This window comes from Pseudomonas fluvialis (assembly GCF_002835605.1).
Taxonomy (GTDB): Bacteria; Pseudomonadota; Gammaproteobacteria; order Pseudomonadales; family Pseudomonadaceae; genus Aquipseudomonas; species Aquipseudomonas fluvialis.
This window is the reverse complement of record NZ_PIYS01000003.1, coordinates 63,633-80,748: the sequence shown is the minus strand read 5'-3', so window position 1 is coordinate 80,748 and position 17,116 is coordinate 63,633. Positions and strand designations below refer to the sequence as shown.

General features: G+C 61.7%; 16 protein-coding genes. 7 read left to right on the top strand and 9 right to left on the bottom strand.

All coding sequences use genetic code 11. From position 1 onward, the window contains the following. Positions 1-9: 9 nt before the first annotated feature. On the bottom strand, positions 10-1,032 hold the full coding sequence (sohB, locus tag CW360_RS02145) for a protease SohB (RefSeq protein ID WP_101192583.1): 1,023 nt from the start codon (positions 1,030-1,032) through the stop codon (positions 10-12). A gap of 203 nt (positions 1,033-1,235) precedes the next feature. Here sohB and CW360_RS02140 point away from each other — a divergent pair, with 203 nt between their 5' ends. From CW360_RS02140 to CW360_RS02125, 4 genes are all read left to right on the top strand, one after another. Continuing rightward, positions 1,236-1,946, top strand: coding sequence for a histidine phosphatase family protein (locus tag CW360_RS02140; RefSeq protein WP_101192582.1), 711 nt, complete (start codon positions 1,236-1,238; stop codon positions 1,944-1,946). Positions 1,947-2,002: 56 nt separating this feature from the next. Further along, the gene (locus tag CW360_RS02135) at positions 2,003-2,317 is read left to right on the top strand and encodes an SCP2 sterol-binding domain-containing protein (RefSeq protein ID WP_093986859.1); all 315 of its coding nucleotides are present in this window, start codon (positions 2,003-2,005) and stop codon (positions 2,315-2,317) included. Between the two features lie 190 nt (positions 2,318-2,507). Beyond that, positions 2,508-3,575, top strand: coding sequence for a phosphotransferase family protein (locus CW360_RS02130; RefSeq protein ID WP_101192581.1), 1,068 nt, complete (start codon positions 2,508-2,510; stop codon positions 3,573-3,575). Between the two features lie 35 nt (positions 3,576-3,610). Next, positions 3,611-4,378, top strand: coding sequence for an SDR family oxidoreductase (locus tag CW360_RS02125; RefSeq protein ID WP_093986861.1), 768 nt, complete (start codon positions 3,611-3,613; stop codon positions 4,376-4,378). 52 nt (positions 4,379-4,430) lie between these two features. Here CW360_RS02125 and CW360_RS02120 read toward each other — a convergent pair whose 3' ends face one another. Then, entirely contained in the window at positions 4,431-5,081 is a 651-nt protein-coding gene (locus CW360_RS02120; protein WP_093986862.1) for a hypothetical protein, read from the bottom strand. Positions 5,082-5,180: 99 nt separating this feature from the next. Here CW360_RS02120 and CW360_RS02115 point away from each other — a divergent pair, with 99 nt between their 5' ends. Further along, a complete protein-coding gene (locus CW360_RS02115) occupies positions 5,181-5,954 on the top strand; it encodes a TSUP family transporter (protein ID WP_101192580.1) in 774 nt (257 codons plus the stop codon). Here the strand turns inward: CW360_RS02115 and nudC are convergent. The 6 genes from nudC to CW360_RS02085 all read right to left on the bottom strand — a co-directional run bounded on the left by nudC (position 5,951) and on the right by CW360_RS02085 (position 13,067). Continuing rightward, complete coding sequence (nudC, locus tag CW360_RS02110) at positions 5,951-6,781, bottom strand: NAD(+) diphosphatase (RefSeq protein ID WP_093986864.1); 831 nt, start codon at positions 6,779-6,781, stop codon at positions 5,951-5,953. The two genes, CW360_RS02115 and nudC, sit on opposite strands and share 4 nt — an antisense overlap. Continuing rightward, positions 6,774-8,438, bottom strand: coding sequence for a FimL-related protein (locus CW360_RS02105; protein WP_093986865.1), 1,665 nt, complete (start codon positions 8,436-8,438; stop codon positions 6,774-6,776). Before CW360_RS02105 ends, nudC begins: the two co-directional genes overlap by 8 nt. A gap of 317 nt (positions 8,439-8,755) precedes the next feature. Further along, the gene (locus CW360_RS02100) at positions 8,756-11,026 is read right to left on the bottom strand and encodes an Orn/Lys/Arg family decarboxylase (protein WP_101192579.1); all 2,271 of its coding nucleotides are present in this window, start codon (positions 11,024-11,026) and stop codon (positions 8,756-8,758) included. Positions 11,027-11,130: 104 nt separating this feature from the next. After that, a complete protein-coding gene (gene dnaQ / locus CW360_RS02095) occupies positions 11,131-11,865 on the bottom strand; it encodes a DNA polymerase III subunit epsilon (RefSeq protein ID WP_093986867.1) in 735 nt (244 codons plus the stop codon). Continuing rightward, positions 11,862-12,302 (bottom strand): ribonuclease HI, encoded by a 441-nt coding sequence (gene rnhA, locus CW360_RS02090; protein ID WP_093986868.1) that lies wholly within the window; start codon positions 12,300-12,302, stop codon positions 11,862-11,864. The genes dnaQ and rnhA overlap by 4 nt, the downstream gene beginning before the upstream one ends. Further along, on the bottom strand, positions 12,303-13,067 hold the full coding sequence (locus tag CW360_RS02085) for a class I SAM-dependent methyltransferase (RefSeq protein ID WP_093986869.1): 765 nt from the start codon (positions 13,065-13,067) through the stop codon (positions 12,303-12,305). Between the two features lie 136 nt (positions 13,068-13,203). On the opposite strand from CW360_RS02085, the gene gloB reads away from it, so the two are divergent. Together gloB and CW360_RS02075 are read left to right on the top strand one after the other, a co-directional pair. After that, positions 13,204-13,989 carry a hydroxyacylglutathione hydrolase gene (gloB, locus tag CW360_RS02080; protein ID WP_101192578.1) on the top strand — a complete coding sequence of 262 codons (786 nt, stop codon included), beginning with the start codon at positions 13,204-13,206 and terminating at the stop codon, positions 13,987-13,989. A gap of 87 nt (positions 13,990-14,076) precedes the next feature. After that, the gene (locus tag CW360_RS02075; RefSeq protein ID WP_101192577.1) at positions 14,077-15,639 is read left to right on the top strand and encodes a lytic transglycosylase; all 1,563 of its coding nucleotides are present in this window, start codon (positions 14,077-14,079) and stop codon (positions 15,637-15,639) included. Here the strand turns inward: CW360_RS02075 and CW360_RS02070 are convergent. Continuing rightward, on the bottom strand, positions 15,627-17,072 hold the full coding sequence (locus CW360_RS02070; RefSeq protein WP_101192576.1) for an HDOD domain-containing protein: 1,446 nt from the start codon (positions 17,070-17,072) through the stop codon (positions 15,627-15,629). The two genes, CW360_RS02075 and CW360_RS02070, sit on opposite strands and share 13 nt — an antisense overlap. Positions 17,073-17,116: the final 44 nt, after the last annotated feature.

The following is a 17,116-nucleotide window of genomic DNA, read 5'->3' as shown; positions in this document are numbered from 1 at the left end:
TGCAACCTCTCAATGCCAAAACCTTGCCTGGTTCAAACGCTCCCAGGCCTTGAGCAATAGCCCGTCGACACTCCCGGCTGCTGCCAGGCCCACGCGTTCGGACAGGCTTTTACGCTGCACATAATGCAGCTGGTACACATCGGCCTCGTTGGCGCGCTGCGCCAGGTACTCGTCACTGGTGCCCAGTTGATCGACCAGCTGTCGAGCCAGGGCGTCCTGTCCCAACCAGACTTCCCCCGTGGCGATCGCTTCGATATTCAGTTGTGGCCGATAGCGCGCCACGAACGCTTTGAACAAGGCATGGGTAGTTTCCAGATCTTGCTGGAATTTCTCCCGGCCCTGTTCGGTGTTTTCGCCGAATACTGTCAGAGTGCGCTTGTATTGCCCGGCTGTCAGCACCTCGAAATCAATATCGTGGCGTTTGAGCAGACGATGTACGTTGGGTAGCTGGGCTACTACGCCTATCGAACCCAGTATGGCAAAAGGTGCCGCCAGCACTCGGTTGGCGATACAGGCCATCATATAGCCACCACTGGCCGCGACCTTGTCCACGCAGACTGTCAACGGAATCTCCGCCTGGCGTATCCGCGCCAGCTGCGAGGCGGCCAGGCCATAGCCATGCACCATGCCGCCCGGGCTTTCCAGGCGCACAACCACCTCGTCCTCGGGACGCGCCATGCTCAGCAGGGCCGTCACCTCATGACGCAAACTGTCTGCCGCACTGGCACGGATATCGCCCTGGAAGTCCAGCACATAGATACGCTGGCGGTCGTTTTCCTGCTTCTTGCGCGCCTTGGCCTGGCGCTCTTCTTCCTTGCGCAGCGCCTTCAGCGCCGGCTTGTCGAGCACCTGTTGTTGCAAGCGCTGGCGCAGCTCCTGATAGAACTCATTGAGTTTGTGCACCTGCAGTTCACCGCCCTGCCCCCGTCCTTTGCTGCGTAAAGCGGCTACCACCACCAGCAGGGCCAGCAACGCCACCAGCAGGGTAAAAGTCTTGGCCAGAAACAACGCATACTCGCTGAAAAACTCCACGCATCCTCCTTGTTGAAAGGGCCCATGCAGCTGCTGCTGCAGTACCAGGCAAAGGCTCAAGCATAGCGGTGGCAACCGACGCCAGCCAGCCCGGCAGCGCAGCACCCTAGCGGATTCAAACAAGCGTATGTTTTTTCGTTGACAGTCTCCCGCCTTGCCCATACCCTCGGCGCATCTCAACGCCTAGCGAGAGTCCTGCGTACGTGGGCAGCATCTACCTGATCCGACATGGCCAAGCCTCTTTCGGCAGCGACGATTACGACGTTCTGTCGCCTGTCGGGGTGCAACAGGCAGAAGTCCTCGGACGACATCTGGCGGCACTGGGTATCAACTTGCAACGCTGCCTGAGTGGCGACCTGCGTCGCCAGCAGCATACCGCGCAAGCTGCCATGGCGCAGCTGGCGGCTTGCGGGGGCCACTGTCCTGCCCTGGAAATCGACGCCGCCTTCAATGAGTTCGATGCCGATGCGGTGATTCGTCAGCTGTTGCCCGACCTGTTGCGCGATGAGCCGCACGCCTTGGAAGTGATGCGCAATCCGGCCGCTCAGCGCGCGGAGTTTCAGCGTTTGTTCGCGCAGATCATCCAGCGCTGGGTGGAACAGCCCACGGACAGCGACAGCGTGGAAAGCTGGACAGCGTTTTGCGACAAAGTGTGCGAGGGTTTGCAGCGGGTGCTCGCCCAGGCCGACAAGCGCGACAACATTGCCCTGTTTACCTCGGGCGGAACCATTACTGCACTGCTACACCGTTTTGCCGGCATTCCGGCAGCCAGGGCATTCGATATGAACTGGCAGATCGTCAACACTTCGCTCAGTTGCCTGAAGTTTCGTGGCGACCAAGTGAACCTGGCTTCCTTCAATAGTCACGCCCATTTGCAACTGTTGAAGGCGCCGGAGCTCATCACCTATCGTTGAGCGCCGGCCAACCTGCGGCTTGCAAGGTCGCACAACCCAAAACAAAGGAAAAGACCATGACCACCGTTGCTGAAATCGTTCAAACCATGCAGTCCAAGTTCAACGCCGCTGCTGCTGCTGGCCTGGACCTGGTGTTCCAATTCAACATCGAAGACGGCGAGAACTATGCGCTGATCGTCAAGGACGGTACCTGTGCCGTTGAGCAAGGCGAGAATGCCAATGCCAACGTTACCCTGATCATGGACACCGAGACCCTGAAAGGCATCACCAGCGGTGAAACCGACGGCATGCAGGCCTTCATGGCTGGCAAGCTGCGCGCTGAAGGCGACATGATGCTGGCCATGAAACTGGGCGAACTGTTCCCGGTTTAAGCGACGCCAGCCTTGCCAGAAACCGGAGCCTTGATGCTCCGGTTTTTTTTCGTCTACAGCAAAGATCAGGCAGTTTGATTGACCGGCAACAGTGCGATCTATAACACCGCCGCAGGCTTGTAGGGCTGGCAGAAGGCGCATTAGATTAGCCAATAATCGATGGCCCTCATCATAAATAGAAGGGATTAACATGACGCTGACTGATCAATCCACCCGCATCCGCTCCGGTGAAGAGCTAGACGCAGGCACTATCGACCAGTACCTCAAGGCGCATATTCCCGGGCTGAGCGGTACGCCCAAGATCAGCCAGTTTCCCGGTGGCGCATCGAACCTTACCTACCTGATCGAGTATCCGGAGCAGGAGTTTGTCCTGCGTCGTCCGCCCTTCGGCCACAAGGCCAAGTCGGCGCATGACATGGGACGCGAATACCGCATTCTCAACCAGTTGAATGCCGGCTTCCCCTACTGCCCCAAGGCCTATGTACATTGCACCGATGAATCGGTGATCGGCGCCGAGTTCTACGTGATGCAGCGCGTCAAGGGCATCATCCTGCGCTCGGACATGCCAGCGGAGCTGAATTTCAGCGCCGAGCAGACCCGTGCGCTATGCCAAAGCTTCATCGACAAGCTGGTTGACCTGCATAACGTCGACTACCAGGCCTGCGGCCTGGGCGACCTGGGCAGGCCGGAAGGTTATGTGCAACGGCAGATCGAAGGCTGGAGTGATCGCTACGAGAAGGCCCTGACGCCCGATGCGCCGTTGTGGGAACCGGTCAAGGCCTGGCTGCGCGACAAAATGCCAGCCGACCACGTCAAGCCCGGCATCGTGCATAACGACTACCGTTTCGACAACGTGATCCTCGATCCGGGTAATCCGATGCAGATCATCGGGGTTCTGGATTGGGAGCTGACTACCATCGGCGACCCGCTGATGGACCTGGGCAACACCCTGGCCTACTGGATCGAAGCCGCCGATCCGGCCCCCGTGCAACTGATGCGCCGCCAGCCCAGCAATGCCCCTGGCATGCTGACGCGTCGTGAGTTCGTTGACTACTACGCCGAAAAAGCCGGTATCCGTATCGACAACTTCGACTACTACTACACCTATGGACTGTTCCGTCTGGCCGGCATCGTGCAGCAGATCTACTACCGCTTCTACCACGGCCAGACCCAGGATAAACGCTTTGCCCAGTTCGTGCAGATGAACAAGCTGCTGGAACAGATGAGCCTGCAGGTCATCGGCAAATCTACCCTCTAACCGGCTGTACAGCCGCTTACTGCCAAGGAATCACCATGTCCAAGACCCACCTGTTCGACCTTGATGGCAAGATCGCTTTCGTTTCCGGCGCCAGCCGTGGTATCGGCGAGGCCATTGCCAAGCTGCTCGCCCAGCAGGGCGCCCATGTGATCGTGTCCAGCCGCAAACTGGATGGCTGCCAGGCGGTCGCTGACGCGATCATCGCCGAGGGCGGCAAGGCAACCGCTATCGCCTGCCATATTGGTGAAATGCAGCAGATCAGCGAAGTATTCGCACAGATTCGCGAGCAGTTTGGCCGTCTGGATATCCTGGTCAACAATGCCGCCACCAACCCACAGTTCTGCAACGTGCTGGATACCGACCTGGGGGCCTTCCAGAAAACCCTGGATGTGAACATTCGCGGCTATTACTTCATGTCCATCGAAGGCGGCAAGCTGATGAAAGCCAATGGTGGCGGCAGCATCATCAACGTGGCGTCGATCAATGGGGTCACCCCGGGTGAGTTCCAGGGCATCTATTCGGTCACCAAGGCCGCGGTGATCAGCATGACCAAGGTGTTCGCCAAGGAGTGCGCGCAGTTCGGTATTCGCTGCAACGCCCTGTTGCCGGGCCTGACCGACACCAAGTTTGCCTCGGCGCTGACCAGCAACGATGCCATCCTCAAGCTGGCCCTGCAGCGCATTCCGCTCAAGCGCGTTGCCGACCCCAGCGAAATGGCCGGTGCGGTTCTCTACCTGGCCAGCGAAGCGTCCAGCTACACCACTGGCGTGGCGCTGAATGTCGACGGTGGTTACCTGGCCTAAGCCGCACGGGTAAAAAAATGGCCTCGCAAGAGGCCATTTTTATGGGTGCGGTTCAGCGCCAGTTGGCGAGCGCCTCGTTGGCCGCCTGGTTGAGTGGTTGGGCGAGGAGCCCGGCAGCTGAAAGGCTGACCGAATAGGCGGCGCCATCGGCGAGCGGCAGGTAGGTCACGCGCTGTGCTTCGGGCGTCACCACATAGAGGTCACCCTGCCGGCTGCGCAGCCAGCGCCAGAAGTCCACGCCATAGGGGCTCTGTGCCAAGCTAACTTCGGTATGACTGGCCAGTTGCTGTTCTTCGATGGACAGGAAGCGCCCACTGAGCCGCTCCAGGCGATAGCCCGGCTGCAGGCCGATCAGTGCCGCCAGGCTCTTCCAGCGCAGCAGACGAACATCCAGTTGCCAGAGATCACCCTGCAGGCGTACCTCGCGCATCTCGCTGCCTTCAAGCAGGGTCACCCGATAATCCTTGTCGCCATCGGCCTGGAACGTCAGGGTCAGCAAGGGCCGATCAGCCGGGAGCATCTGATAGCTGTGCAGGTCGTAGCCGACCACCCCGATCACGCCTGCACCCGCCAGCAAAGCCAGCCCCGCGCTGCCGCGCAACCAGCCGAGCAGCCAGTTGCTGCGCAACAGCATGGCGGCGGCTTGCCAGGCCAGGAGCAAGGCAAGTACGGCAATGCCGATGGCCAGGGCGTAATACTGCATGGAGTCGATTCCTTCTCTGCACGATAGGCGGCATTATGCTCAGCCCGTTGCATGGCAACCAGTTGCCGGCACGCACAATCTGACACAGATCGAGTTTTTATGGCGTTTGCCTTTGACCCAGGCGTACTAATGGTTCTCCTGCTGGTGGCGTTCACCGCAGGTTTCATCGATGCGATTGCCGGTGGCGGAGGGCTGCTGACCATCCCTGCCCTGCTCACTGCCGGGCTGCCTGCCCATCTGGTGCTGGGTACCAACAAACTGTGCGCTACCTTTGGTTCCGCCACCGCCAGCCTGGCGTTTTACCGGCGTCGCTTGTTCCGTCCGACAGACTGGCGCAATGCCTTGCTAGGTACCGCCTGTGGTGCCTTGCTAGGGGCGCTGCTGGCCCAAGCCATGCCGGCCAGCTGGTTGCAACTCATGCTGCCCGTGGTGGTGTTTGCTTGCGGTCTGTATTTGTTGCTAGTGCCGACGCCCAATGCCGGTTGTTCGCAGGAAGCGCCGCCCGCATCGGGACGGCAATGGCCGCAAGGATTGGCCCTGGGGTTTTATGATGGCGTGGCCGGGCCGGGTACAGGCGCTTTCTGGACAGTCAGTAGCTTGCTGCTGTATCCGCTCGACCTGCTCCGGGCCAGTGGCGTCGCGCGCAGCATGAACTTCGTCAGCAACGCCATGGCATTGACGGTATTCGCGCTGAGTGGCCAGGTTGCCTGGGTGCTGGGCATCGGCATGGGCCTGGCGCTGATGGCCGGCGCCTATCTGGGGGCGCGCAGCGCGATCGGTGGCGGCGCCCGGCTGATTCGCCCGTTGTTCATTCTCATGGTGCTGGCACTCAGTGCGCGCCTGGCCTGGCAACACTGGTCGATCGGCAATTAGTCAAGGCGCGGCAGGGTATGACCGAGGCGCTGCGCCAGGTAATGCTCGATAAGAAAGCGGGCAATGGAGCGCGGAGCCGGCAGCGTTGGCAGTTGATCGATGGCAAACCAGCGCGCATCCTCGATCTCGTCTTCCTGCAGGCACAGTTCACCGCCGGCGTAGTCGGCATGGAAGCCTAGCATCAGCGAATGCGGGAAAGGCCAGTTCTGGCTGCCCAGGTAACGGATGTTGTCGACTGACAGCCCCACCTCCTCCTGCACCTCACGACGCACACAGTCTTCAGCCGACTCGCCGGGCTCCAGGAAGCCCGCCAGGGTACTGTACATGCCGCTGACGAAACGCGGCGAGCGGGCCAATAATAGCTCATCGCCGCGTGTGACCAGCACGATCATGCTCGGCGCCAGCCGTGGGTACTGGCGCAAGCCGCAGGGTTCACAGGCCATGGCCCGCTCACCGGGGAGCAACTGCATGGCCTGTCCGCAGGCACCGCAGAAGCGGTGTTCACGAGCCCACTGGCCAATCTGGCTGGCATGACCCAGCAGGCGAAACAACTGTTCGTCATGCTGCAGCATGACCTCACGCAAGCTCAGCCAGCGGCAGCCCGGCAACAGTTCCGGCTCGGCCAGCTCCCAGACTTGCACCGGAGCGCCATCGAACAGGCCAATACCATGCTGGGCCAGGCAACGTAGATCCTGCTGCTGCACCCAGTTCAGAGGGAACAGACAGCCATGGTCGTCAGCAAGAAAGTGTTGGCGTTGGTGCAATAGCACCCAGCCGCTGGCAGAGGGCGGGCTTTGCCAGGCCACCTGCCAGCGTGCTTCAGGCATTCGCGGGAACCGCCATGCCGAGCGCCTTGATGCTTTCCTCAGCCAGATCCAGCACGCTGGGTCGTGTTTCCGGACGCATCACTGCCCCCGACTCCAGGTAGTACTCCAGGCTCGACAGGGCATCGGCCAGGGTTTCCAGCAGTTGCCCTGGTGGCGTTTGCGCCGCTTCCAGCATCTGTTTCTGGATGTACTCGGCACAGGCTCCCACCAACCAGGCGGCACGTTGCTGTTGCAGGAACCACAGGCCGCCACGTACGGCTTGCAGCGTCGACGGCACGTTGGCCAGATGCAGCTTGTCACCGCTGGATTCCAGGTAAGAGGTAATCGCCCGCTTGGCCAGATTAAGCCCGGCCTGAGCTTCACCAACCACCACGATATGTGCTTCGGTCAACTGGTGATTGGCAAAGGACTGTGCTTCCTGACCGGGCGGTACGACCGCTGGACGTTGCTCGCGTTGCAGGCTGGCCACCATGCTTTCCACATAGAGCACCGCATCAGCCAGACGATGCAGGCTGTCCGGCTGTGGCGGTTGTTCGGCCGACCATTCGGCGACTACCGGCAGTTGGGCCTGCAAGGCATTGCCGGCTGAGCTCAGGCCGACCATGTCGAGGGTCTTGGCCAGTTTACCAAGCAGCCCATGCAGGCTGGCATAGCTTTCCGGCTGGGCGGTGCCGCGCTCAATCAGGTCGAGCAAGTCCTTCAGGCCGGCCAACTCTTCATGGATGGCCGCTGACAAGGAGCGCAATACCGCCTGTCCCGGCCCGCTCAGGCGCTGATAGGCATCCTCGAGCATATGATCGGTAAAGGGCAGCGGTGTCAGGTTGAACGTATTGCGTACCTGCCGTGCCAAGTCGCCCTGGCTGGCACCCAGTGCTACCAGGTACAGCAGCTCCTTGAGCAGGCTACGCGAGATTTCGTGTCCGGGCTTGTGCAGGGCATGCTTGAGCTCTCGCTCAAGCCGGGAGAACAACTGCTTGCGCGAGCGACGTGGCAACAACTGGGCATCGCTACAGGTTTCCAGGGCTGCGGCGGCTATCCAGCACAACCGGCCAGGCTCACCGGCCAGGCCGGCATCCATGCGCTGCAGGGCTCGCATCATCAGTTTGAGGCTGGCCGGCAGGTTGTTACCGCGCAGGTAATCCAGCAGGCCGAGCTGATACATGTGCTGCAAGCGCCGCGACAGTGCGGCGTCCAGACCGGCACCACTATGGCCGTCATGCGGGCGTGGCTGGTCAAGACGCACACTGAAGAAGAAGCTTTCCGGCAGGCTGGGCAAATGACCGGCCTGCCGCAGTTCATTGATGGTCGGCAGGAGCGCCTCGGGCAACTCCTGGCGCAGCAACTCGACGTTCTCCAGGTAACGACGCAAGACGAACAACGCCTTGCACAGCGCCGAGAGTTGCCCATCGCGCTCGCTGCCGGCACCAGTCGGAATGTCGGTGGCCTGCTGGTAGACCTCCTGGGCAAGCATTTCCGCACCGGTCAACTCGATCAGGCTGAGGGTGCCGCGCACCTGCTGCAGGGCTTCGATGGCATGTTGCAGCAGGCTGCCATTGTCACGCTCGACAATGAACTGCTCCAGGCTCAGTTCCGCCTGCTCCATGGTGGCGTAGAGTTCGTCACGAACCAGCGCCAGGGATGTTCCGCCCTTCACCATAATGTCTGTGCGCCTCCCAGCGCGAAGTGTCCAGCGTCGGCGCGAAGGGGCAAGGCCGCCCTTCGCCTGAGTCTTTGCTCAAGCACCGCAGGTCGGACCGATGGCAAAGCTCAAGGCCATCAGCCGGATACGCTCGACATTCATTGAGTTATTTTCATGAAGGCATCGCCCAACTATAACAAGCGAGCATCAAATGTCGATGCTGGCCACTGTGACCCAGGCCACGTCCGTACAGTTGAGCGATTGTTCAGCTATCTCACGCAAGCATTTGATCAGTCTGGGATCACTCGTTGGATACAGAGGCACCCAGGGGTGTTTCAGGGGCAGGCGTGTTCACGCAGGCAATTCACCCAGGCCTGGCCATCGCGACGCTGCAGGCCGTGCACATCACTGTCAAAGCCGGGGAAATGGCTGTCGAACCAGCAGGCAAAACGCAGATAGTCGACGATCGCCGTGCATTGGCTCGTAAAACGCTCACCCGGCATGATCAGCGGGATGCCCGGCGGATAGGGCACCAGCATCACGGCGGCAATACGGCCGGCCAGCTGCTCCAGCGGCACGGCTTCGATCTCCCCGCGCACCAGCTGATCGTAGGCCTGCGAGGGCTTGCAGACCGGCTGCGGCAATTCGGTATACATCTGGCGCATGGCCGTCGGTGTTGCATGCTGGCGGTAGCAATCGTGCAGTTGCTGGCTGAGATCACGCAACCCCAGCCCCGCATAGCGCTGCGGGTCCTGCTGATACACGCTGGGCAAGGCCGTAAGCAGCGGCTGGTTGCTGTCGTAGCTGCGCTTGAACTCCAGCAACTCGGTCAGCAAGGTACTCCACTTGCCCTTGGTGATGCCCATGGAGAACAGCACCAGGAAGGAGTACAAACCGGTCTTTTCAACCACCAGGCCGCGCTCCCAGAGAAACTTGCTGACCAGTGCGGCGGGGATGCCCTGCTCGTCCATTTGCCCGTCGACCCGCAGGCCAGGGGTAACCAGAGTGACCTTGATCGGATCGAGTAGCACATAGTCCTCGGCCAGCGCACCAAAGCCATGCCAGCCGGCCGTTGGCTGCAACAGCCAGTCGGCGACCTGCAGATTGTCTGTACCGTTGACCTGAGCCGGCTGCCAGATATCAAACCACCAGTCACCATCGGCCAGCGTCTGCCGCAGATTGGCCAGGGCACGCCGGAAACTCAGTGCTTCATCAAAGGTTTCCTGAATCAGTGAGCGTCCGGCAGGCCCCTCCATCATCGCCGAGGCAACATCCAGCGAGGCCAGAATGCCGTATTGCGGCGAGGTGGAGATGTGCATCATGAAAGCTTCATTGAAACGCTCGCGGTCCAGTGGTGCCTGCCCGCCATCCTGCACATGGATCATCGAGGCCTGGCTGAACGCGGCCAGCAGCTTGTGCGTAGAGTGCGTGGTAAACACCAGCGGCGCGTGCGCGCTGCGTGTAGTGCCCATGCCGTAACGCCCCTGATAGAACTCATGGAACGCCGCATAGGCGTACCAGGCTTCGTCGAAGTGCAGTACGTCAACACTGTCACCCAGCGCCTGCTTGATGCGCTCGGCGTTGTAGCACAGGCCGTCATAGGTGGAGTTGGTAATTACCGCCAGGCGGATCCGGGCAGTGGCCGGGTCAATACCACGCTCCCGGGCCAGCGGGCTGGCGGCAATCTTGGCGGCCAGCGCCGACGGGGAGAACTCATCAAGGGCAATCGGCCCGATGATGCCCAGCTCGTTGCGGGTGGGTGTCAGGTACAGCGGCACAGCCCCGGTCATGATGATCGCGTGGAGGATCGACTTGTGGCAGTTGCGATCGACCAGCACCAGATCGTCACGACCGACCATGGCGTGCCAGACGATCTTGTTCGCCGTGGAGGTGCCGTTGATCACGAAGAAGCTGTGGTCGGCTCCAAAATTACGTGCGGCACGCACTTCGGCCTCCGCCAATGGACCGGTGTGATCGAGTAATGAGCCCAGCTCCGGCACGGACACCGAGAGATCCGAACGCAGGGTGTTTTCACCAAAAAACTGGTGGAACGCCTGTCCAACCGGGCTCTTGCGGTAGGCCACCCCCCCGCCATGGCCTGGTGTATGCCAGGAATAATTGGATTGCGCGGTATGTTGCACCAGCGCCTTGAAAAACGGCGGCAGCAGGCCATCGAGGTAATTGCGTGCGGCCCGTGCTACCTGGCGAGCAAGGAACGGTACGGTGTCCTCGAACAGGTAGAGCAGGCCACGCAACTGATTGAGATCGGCCATGGCCTCGGCCGGGGCATTTTCGATGGTGACCTGCTCACCCAGGGCGAAGATCGGTAGCTGCGGGGCGCGCTGGCGGGCCACGCGGATCAGTTCCAGCACATCCTGCAGCAGGCGCTGGTTCTCCCCTGCGCCCTCGGCAGCCACCAGCACGCAAGCCAGGCCATGATGGGTCGAGGCGACGATGCGCCCCTCGCTGGCACTCGCCGTGGACAGGATGGCAAAACCGTCCTGGGCCAGTTCGTCGGCAATCGCCCGCACCCGCTCACCTGCCACGCTGTCGGCCTTGATATCGCGGTGCACGATCAGGATGGGGAACTTGAGGTCTTTGTACATGCTGAGATTCCTGAAGGCTTGCCATGCTGCAGGTCTTCAGGTTAGTGCTGCACAGCAGCGCGCGTCACCCCATCTGTAAGAAAAGGTCGCAATGCCGCAGTGTTTTACGCGTCCGGCTCGAGGGTCTGCCACAGCGCCTGGCCACCAGCGGCCTTGGCTATCGCCGTCAGACGGGCCGCATGCGCGGCACGCTCGGCTTCACTGGCGCGGATCACCCGCCCCGCTGCGCGGCTAGCCGGCAGGCGGCGGATCGGCGAGGCCTGCTGACGCCCGGAGTTGTCCCCTTCGGCATTGTCGCCGGCCAGCGACAGATGGGTTTGCCCGCCGGTCATCGCCAGGTAAACGTCGGCAAGAATCTCCGCATCGAGCAGCGCGCCGTGCAGGTCGCGCCCGGAGTTATCGACACCATAGCGCTTGCACAAGGCATCCAGGTTGTTGCGTTGCCCCGGATGACGCTCGCGGGCCATCAGCAGGGTGTCCAGCACCGTGCAATAGTCGTAGGCGTCGCTGCGCTCAGTTTGCCCAAGCAGAGCAAACTCGTTGTTGATGAAGCCAATGTCGAACGCCGCGTTGTGGATGATCAGTTCGGCGCCTTTGATGAACTCGAAAAACTCGTCGGCGATATCGCGAAAGCGCGGCTTGCCGATGAGGAATTCGTTGGTGATGCCGTGAACGGCGATGGCACCTTCGTCGACTTCACGGTCTGGCTGCAGGTAGACATGGAAGTGCTTGCCGGTCAGGCGGCGGCCAATCAGTTCAACACAGCCAATTTCGATAATGCGATGGCCATCCCCCACCGGCATGCCGGTGGTTTCGGTATCCAGAACGACATATCTCATGCGCGGGCCTCCTCGACGCCACGGTTGGCCAATTGGTCGGCACGTTCGTTACCGGGGTGCCCGGTATGCCCGCGTACCCACTGCCACTGCACCTGGTGACGCTGCACCTGTTCATCGAGCAACTGCCAGAGGTCGGCATTTTTCACCGGCTGGCGTGCGGCGGTTTTCCAGCCGCGTTTCTTCCAGTTGGGCAGCCATTCCTGGATACCGCGCATGACGTATTCGGAGTCGGTCACCAGCTGCACCTGGCAGGTGCGCTTGAGCGCTGCCAGGGCCTGGATGGCCGCAGTTAGCTCCATGCGGTTGTTGGTGGTATCGCGCTCGCCACCCCACAATTCATGTTCGACGCCCTTGTAGACCAGCAGGGCGCCCCAGCCACCCGGGCCGGGATTGCCCTTGCAGGCACCATCGGTATACACCTGAACCAGATCAGTCATTCAGCTCTTCGTTTCTTCGCAATTGCGCCGGCTGACCTTGGCCACCGGCATGGGCAGGAGTTTTCCCATCGGCTCGCGACGCTGCCGCTGCAGTGGACGCAAGCCCACTACCAGCTTGCGCGCCATCAGCAGATAGAGACCGGCACCTGGCGCATGCAGGCGAGCCCCCAAACGCTCCAGTGGCTGCAGGCGCTGCTGCCAGCGGACCGAGGAAAGCGGCGGACGATAACACCCGTAGGCACGTTTCTCCAGCGCAAAGCCCAGTAGGCCCAGCCAGTCGCCCAGTCGCGCAGCACCCAGGCAGCGCGCCAGGCCCTGACCATCATCGGCAAACTGCTGACGCACGCCCCAGCTGCTCCAGGGATTCATCGCACAGATCAGCAAATGCCCGCCCGGACGCACGCAACGCGCGGCCTCGCGCAGCAGCAACTGTGGCGAGGCGCTGAACTCCAGACTGTGCTGCAGCACCACTACATCGGCGGCATGCTCAGCCAGCGGCCAGGCATGTTCCTCGCAATGAATCTGCGTAGCCGTACCCGGTGGCCCCAGGCACACCTGCCGCTGGATGCGCGGGGCAAGCACGCCTGCGGGGGCGGGTCCGCAATGCACGAGATAGCCGCCAAACAAGCCGGCCAGTGCTTCTTCCAGCAACGGCTGGGCGGCTTCCAGCAGCTGCTGGCCGTGGGGCTGGGCAAACCACTGCTGGGCCTGCAGGTCATGCAACCGTTGCAGGCGTGCGGCACTGTCGAAACGCTGCTTTAACATGGCAAACCTCCGCGGCAATGTCGCTACTCTGGTCTGCCCTTCGGCGGGATGCAAGCCAGGCGCCCGGCTGCGTTGCTTGGCGGCAGCCGGACGGTGAGCTGGTAGACTGTCGCAGCCTTATCTGGAGAGTCCGCGCATGCTGAGCATCGAGCCCCTGGCCGCCTTCAATGACAACTATATATGGTTGCTCGCCGACGCCGAGCAGCAGCGCTGTGCGGTCATCGACCCTGGCGATGCCAGCCCGGTACTGGCCTGGCTGGATGCCCACCCAGGCTGGCGCCTGGAGCAGATTTTCATCACCCATCACCATGCCGACCATGTCGCTGGCTGCCGTGCATTGCAGGCCACCAGCGCTGCACGCATCCATGGTCCGGCCGGTGAACGACTGCCCGTCTGCGACCAGTGGCTGCACGATGGCGACCAGCTCACGCTGCTCGACCGCCCCGTGCAGGTGCTGCATGTGCCAGGCCATACCCTGGGGCATATCGCCCTGTATTGCCCGCGCCAGGATAACCAGCCTCCCCTGCTGTTCTGCGGTGACACCCTGTTCGCCGCCGGGTGTGGACGGTTGTTCGAAGGCAGCCCTGCACAGATGCTCGCTTCGCTGAAGCGTCTGGCCAGCCTGGATGACGACTGCCTGGTGTATTGCACACATGAATACACCCTGAGCAACCTGCGTTTTGCCCTGGCAGTCGAACCGAGTAATCCGCACCTGCAGGTCTGGCAAGAGCGCGTGACTGCTCAGCGCCAGGCCGGCCTGTGCAGCCTGCCCAGCCGGATTGACGAAGAGAAAGCCGGCAACCCCTTCCTGCGTTGCCTGCAGCCGGAAATACGCCAGCAACTGGAGCAGCGTGCCGGACGCACAGCGCTTGACGAGGTCGAGCTGTTCGCCACCCTGCGCGCCTGGAAAGACGTGTTTTGAGACCGCTGCGACAGACTGTCGGGTTGACCCTGGTTGCTCAGGGTTTCTAGAATCGCCGTCCTTTTCGCTGATAACGGCCGCATTGCCATGCCCTCCTTGCTGAACCGACGACCCCGTACGGCAGCCTTGGCAAGTCCCTGGCGCCTGCTCGCGGCGGGCCTGCTGGCACTGCTGGTCAGCGGCTGCCAAAGCCTGCCCAATCCGGTCGGCGATGCCGATCAGGACACCGATCCCGCGCTCGGCCTGGAACAACCAAGCAGCTGGCTGGAAGGCGAAGACCTCGACAGCGACAGCGAACAGTTCGCCGATGTCTGGGAGCGCATGCGCGCTGGTTACCAGCTACAGGACTATATCGAGGTCAACCCGCGCATCGAGCAACAGCGCCTGTGGTTTGTCAGCAATCCCTCGTTTATCGAAAAGTCCAGCCAGCGCGGCAGCCCGTACATCTTCTACATCGTCGAGCAGTTGGAAAAGAACAACATGCCGCAGGAGCTAGCCCTGCTGCCGATGATCGAAAGCGCCTACAACCCGCTCGCCTACTCGCGGGCCCATGCTGTAGGCCTCTGGCAATTCATCCCCTCCACCGGACGGCACTTCAAACTCAAGCAGACCAACTGGTATGACGGACGGCGCGACATTACCGCCTCCACCCGCGCGGCGCTGACCTACCTGCAATACCTGCACGACATGTTCAACGGCGACTGGCTGCTCGCCCTGGCCTCCTACAATGCCGGCGAAGGCACGGTCAGTCGCGCCATCGAGCGCAACCAGAAACTCGGCCTGCCGACCGACTACTGGAACCTGCCATTGCCCAAGGAAACCCGCGACTACGTGCCCAAGCTGCTGGCGCTGTCGCAGGTCGTGGCCAGTCCCGAGGCCTATGGCGTCAAGCTGGCCGAGATCGCCAACCAGCCGTATTTCGAGCGAGTCGCCTTCGACCACCGTCTGCAACTCAACCGTCTGGAAGACATGGCCGAGATCGACGAAGGCGAACTGGCGCGTCTGAACCCGGCCTTTAAACAGGGGGTGACCTTCGACGGTCCGAAGCATCTGCTGGTGCCCACCGACAAGGCCGAGCTGTTGCAAGCCAGCCTGGCTCTGCTCAAGCCCGAGGAACAGCTCAACTGGCAGCAATACAAGGTACGCAGCGGCGACAGTCTGCACAGCATTGCCAACCGCTACCATGTCAGCGTCAATAGCCTGAAAGACCTCAACGGTTTGAAAAGCAACCACCTGCGCATCGGCCAGGCACTGAACATTCCCGTGCCACCGGGCTTCAAGCCCAACCAGCCGCTTCACCAGGTCACCCAAACAGCCAGCAGCAGCCGTCAGTACCGGGTGCGCCAGGGTGACAATCTGTGGAGCATTGCCAAGGCCCAGCGGGTTTCCGTCAATGAGCTCAAGCGCTGGAACAATCTGCCAGGCAATGCCTTGAAGGTTGGCCAGGTACTGCGCCTGCAGGGCGGCCAGGCTGCCGCGGCGACGAACAGTACTGCCGGCAAGCCCACCCAGTACCGCGTGCGCCAAGGCGACTCGCTATACCTGATCGCCAAGCGTCACAAGGTGCAACTGGCCCAACTGCAGCGCTGGAATCCGCAGGCCAGCAAGGCCCTCAAGCCTGGCCAGGTACTGACCCTCTACTTGCGCTGAGCCATCGCCTCCAGGCAGCGCCCGGTCGCCTGCACGAAGCGCTGGAAGGCCACGAACTGCTCGTGGCGCAAGGCGCGCGAGGAAACCCGGCAATCGGCATACACCACGCCGATTTCGCGCGTGCCGGCCATCAGTGCGGCAATGAAGAACATGCCATTACCCAGCCAGTGGCGCATCGGCTGGGTCACCAGATCATTCAGGCTGTAACTGGCCGGCACGCCCATCCACAGGCTTTCCTTGCTTTTCAGCACGTAGCTGAACAGATGCGGCTGCTCGGGACTGTGCGCCGGCAAGACGAAGTCCCTGCTCCAGTCCTCGCTCTGCGCACCGATGGCGCGACGCACGCGAAAACAGCGCTGTCCTTCGGCCAGTACGCTGACCATCACCCGCTCCAGGCCGGCGCCCTGATGCAGCCCCTTGAGCAGGGTATCCAGCACCAGATTCACATCACTCTTGCTGTTGGCCAGTAGCGCCAGGTCTTGCAGGCATTGCTGGAGAACCAACAGGTCCGGCTGCAGCAGGCGAGCCTGGCGCTCCTCTTGCTGCAGGCGGATCAGTTCCGGGTCGGTATTGGGAATCAACCGGCCAAGACTCGGCGCGCCAAAGGTGCTGGCGACCTTGACCGCTTCGTCGGCACTGGCCAGCACCTGCTGCAGAGCCTCTTCGGGCGTGGTGCCGGTAAACCCTGACATCTGGTCAAGCAGCGACTGCAACGGCGCACTGTCCCAGCCCTGCAGGGCGGCGGCGCTGATCTCCACGCCCAGACGTACCGAACGCACCAGTGGATCGTGTACTCCGCCACTGGCCAGCGCCAGGCAGGCCGTTTCGCCGAGGTTCCAGCTTTTCATCAGGCCCAGGGTCAACTGGCGGAAACTGGTCCCCAACAGTTGCTGGACCACCTGTTCAGGATTAGCACCCGGCTGCTGCAGTGCATGGCTCAACTCGTCGCTCTGACTGCCCGCACATCCCCAGAAAGCCATTTCCCCTAGATGATGGAGCAGCGCGGCAATGAACACCTCTTCCTGGTAACGCGGCTGTACATAGCCACAGATGTTGCGCGCCTGGACGGCCGCGTGGAAAGAGCGCGCCAACAGTTCGAGCAACTGCTCACGCGGCTGCCGGCCAAGCAGGCTGTCAATCAGGCTCACCGACAGGGCGATCTGCCGCACATTGTCAAAACCAATCAGGATGATCGCCCGGGAAATGGTCTTGATGCTGTCCTGCTGGGGGTTGAAGTAGGCGCTATTGGCCACGCGCAGCACTTTCGAGGTCAATGCGGCGTCGCGCAGAAGGACTTCCGCCAGTTGCTGGACCGAGGCATTGCTGCCACTGGCCAGATGATTGAGGTCCTGCACTACGGCAGCCAGGGCCGGCAGTTCTGCCTGGCTGATACGTTCGATCCAGGCCTCAAGGCCAATACAACGATCTGTCACGGATGGTTCTCCAGCGGCTTTGTCACAGTCTAGCCAAAGTGATG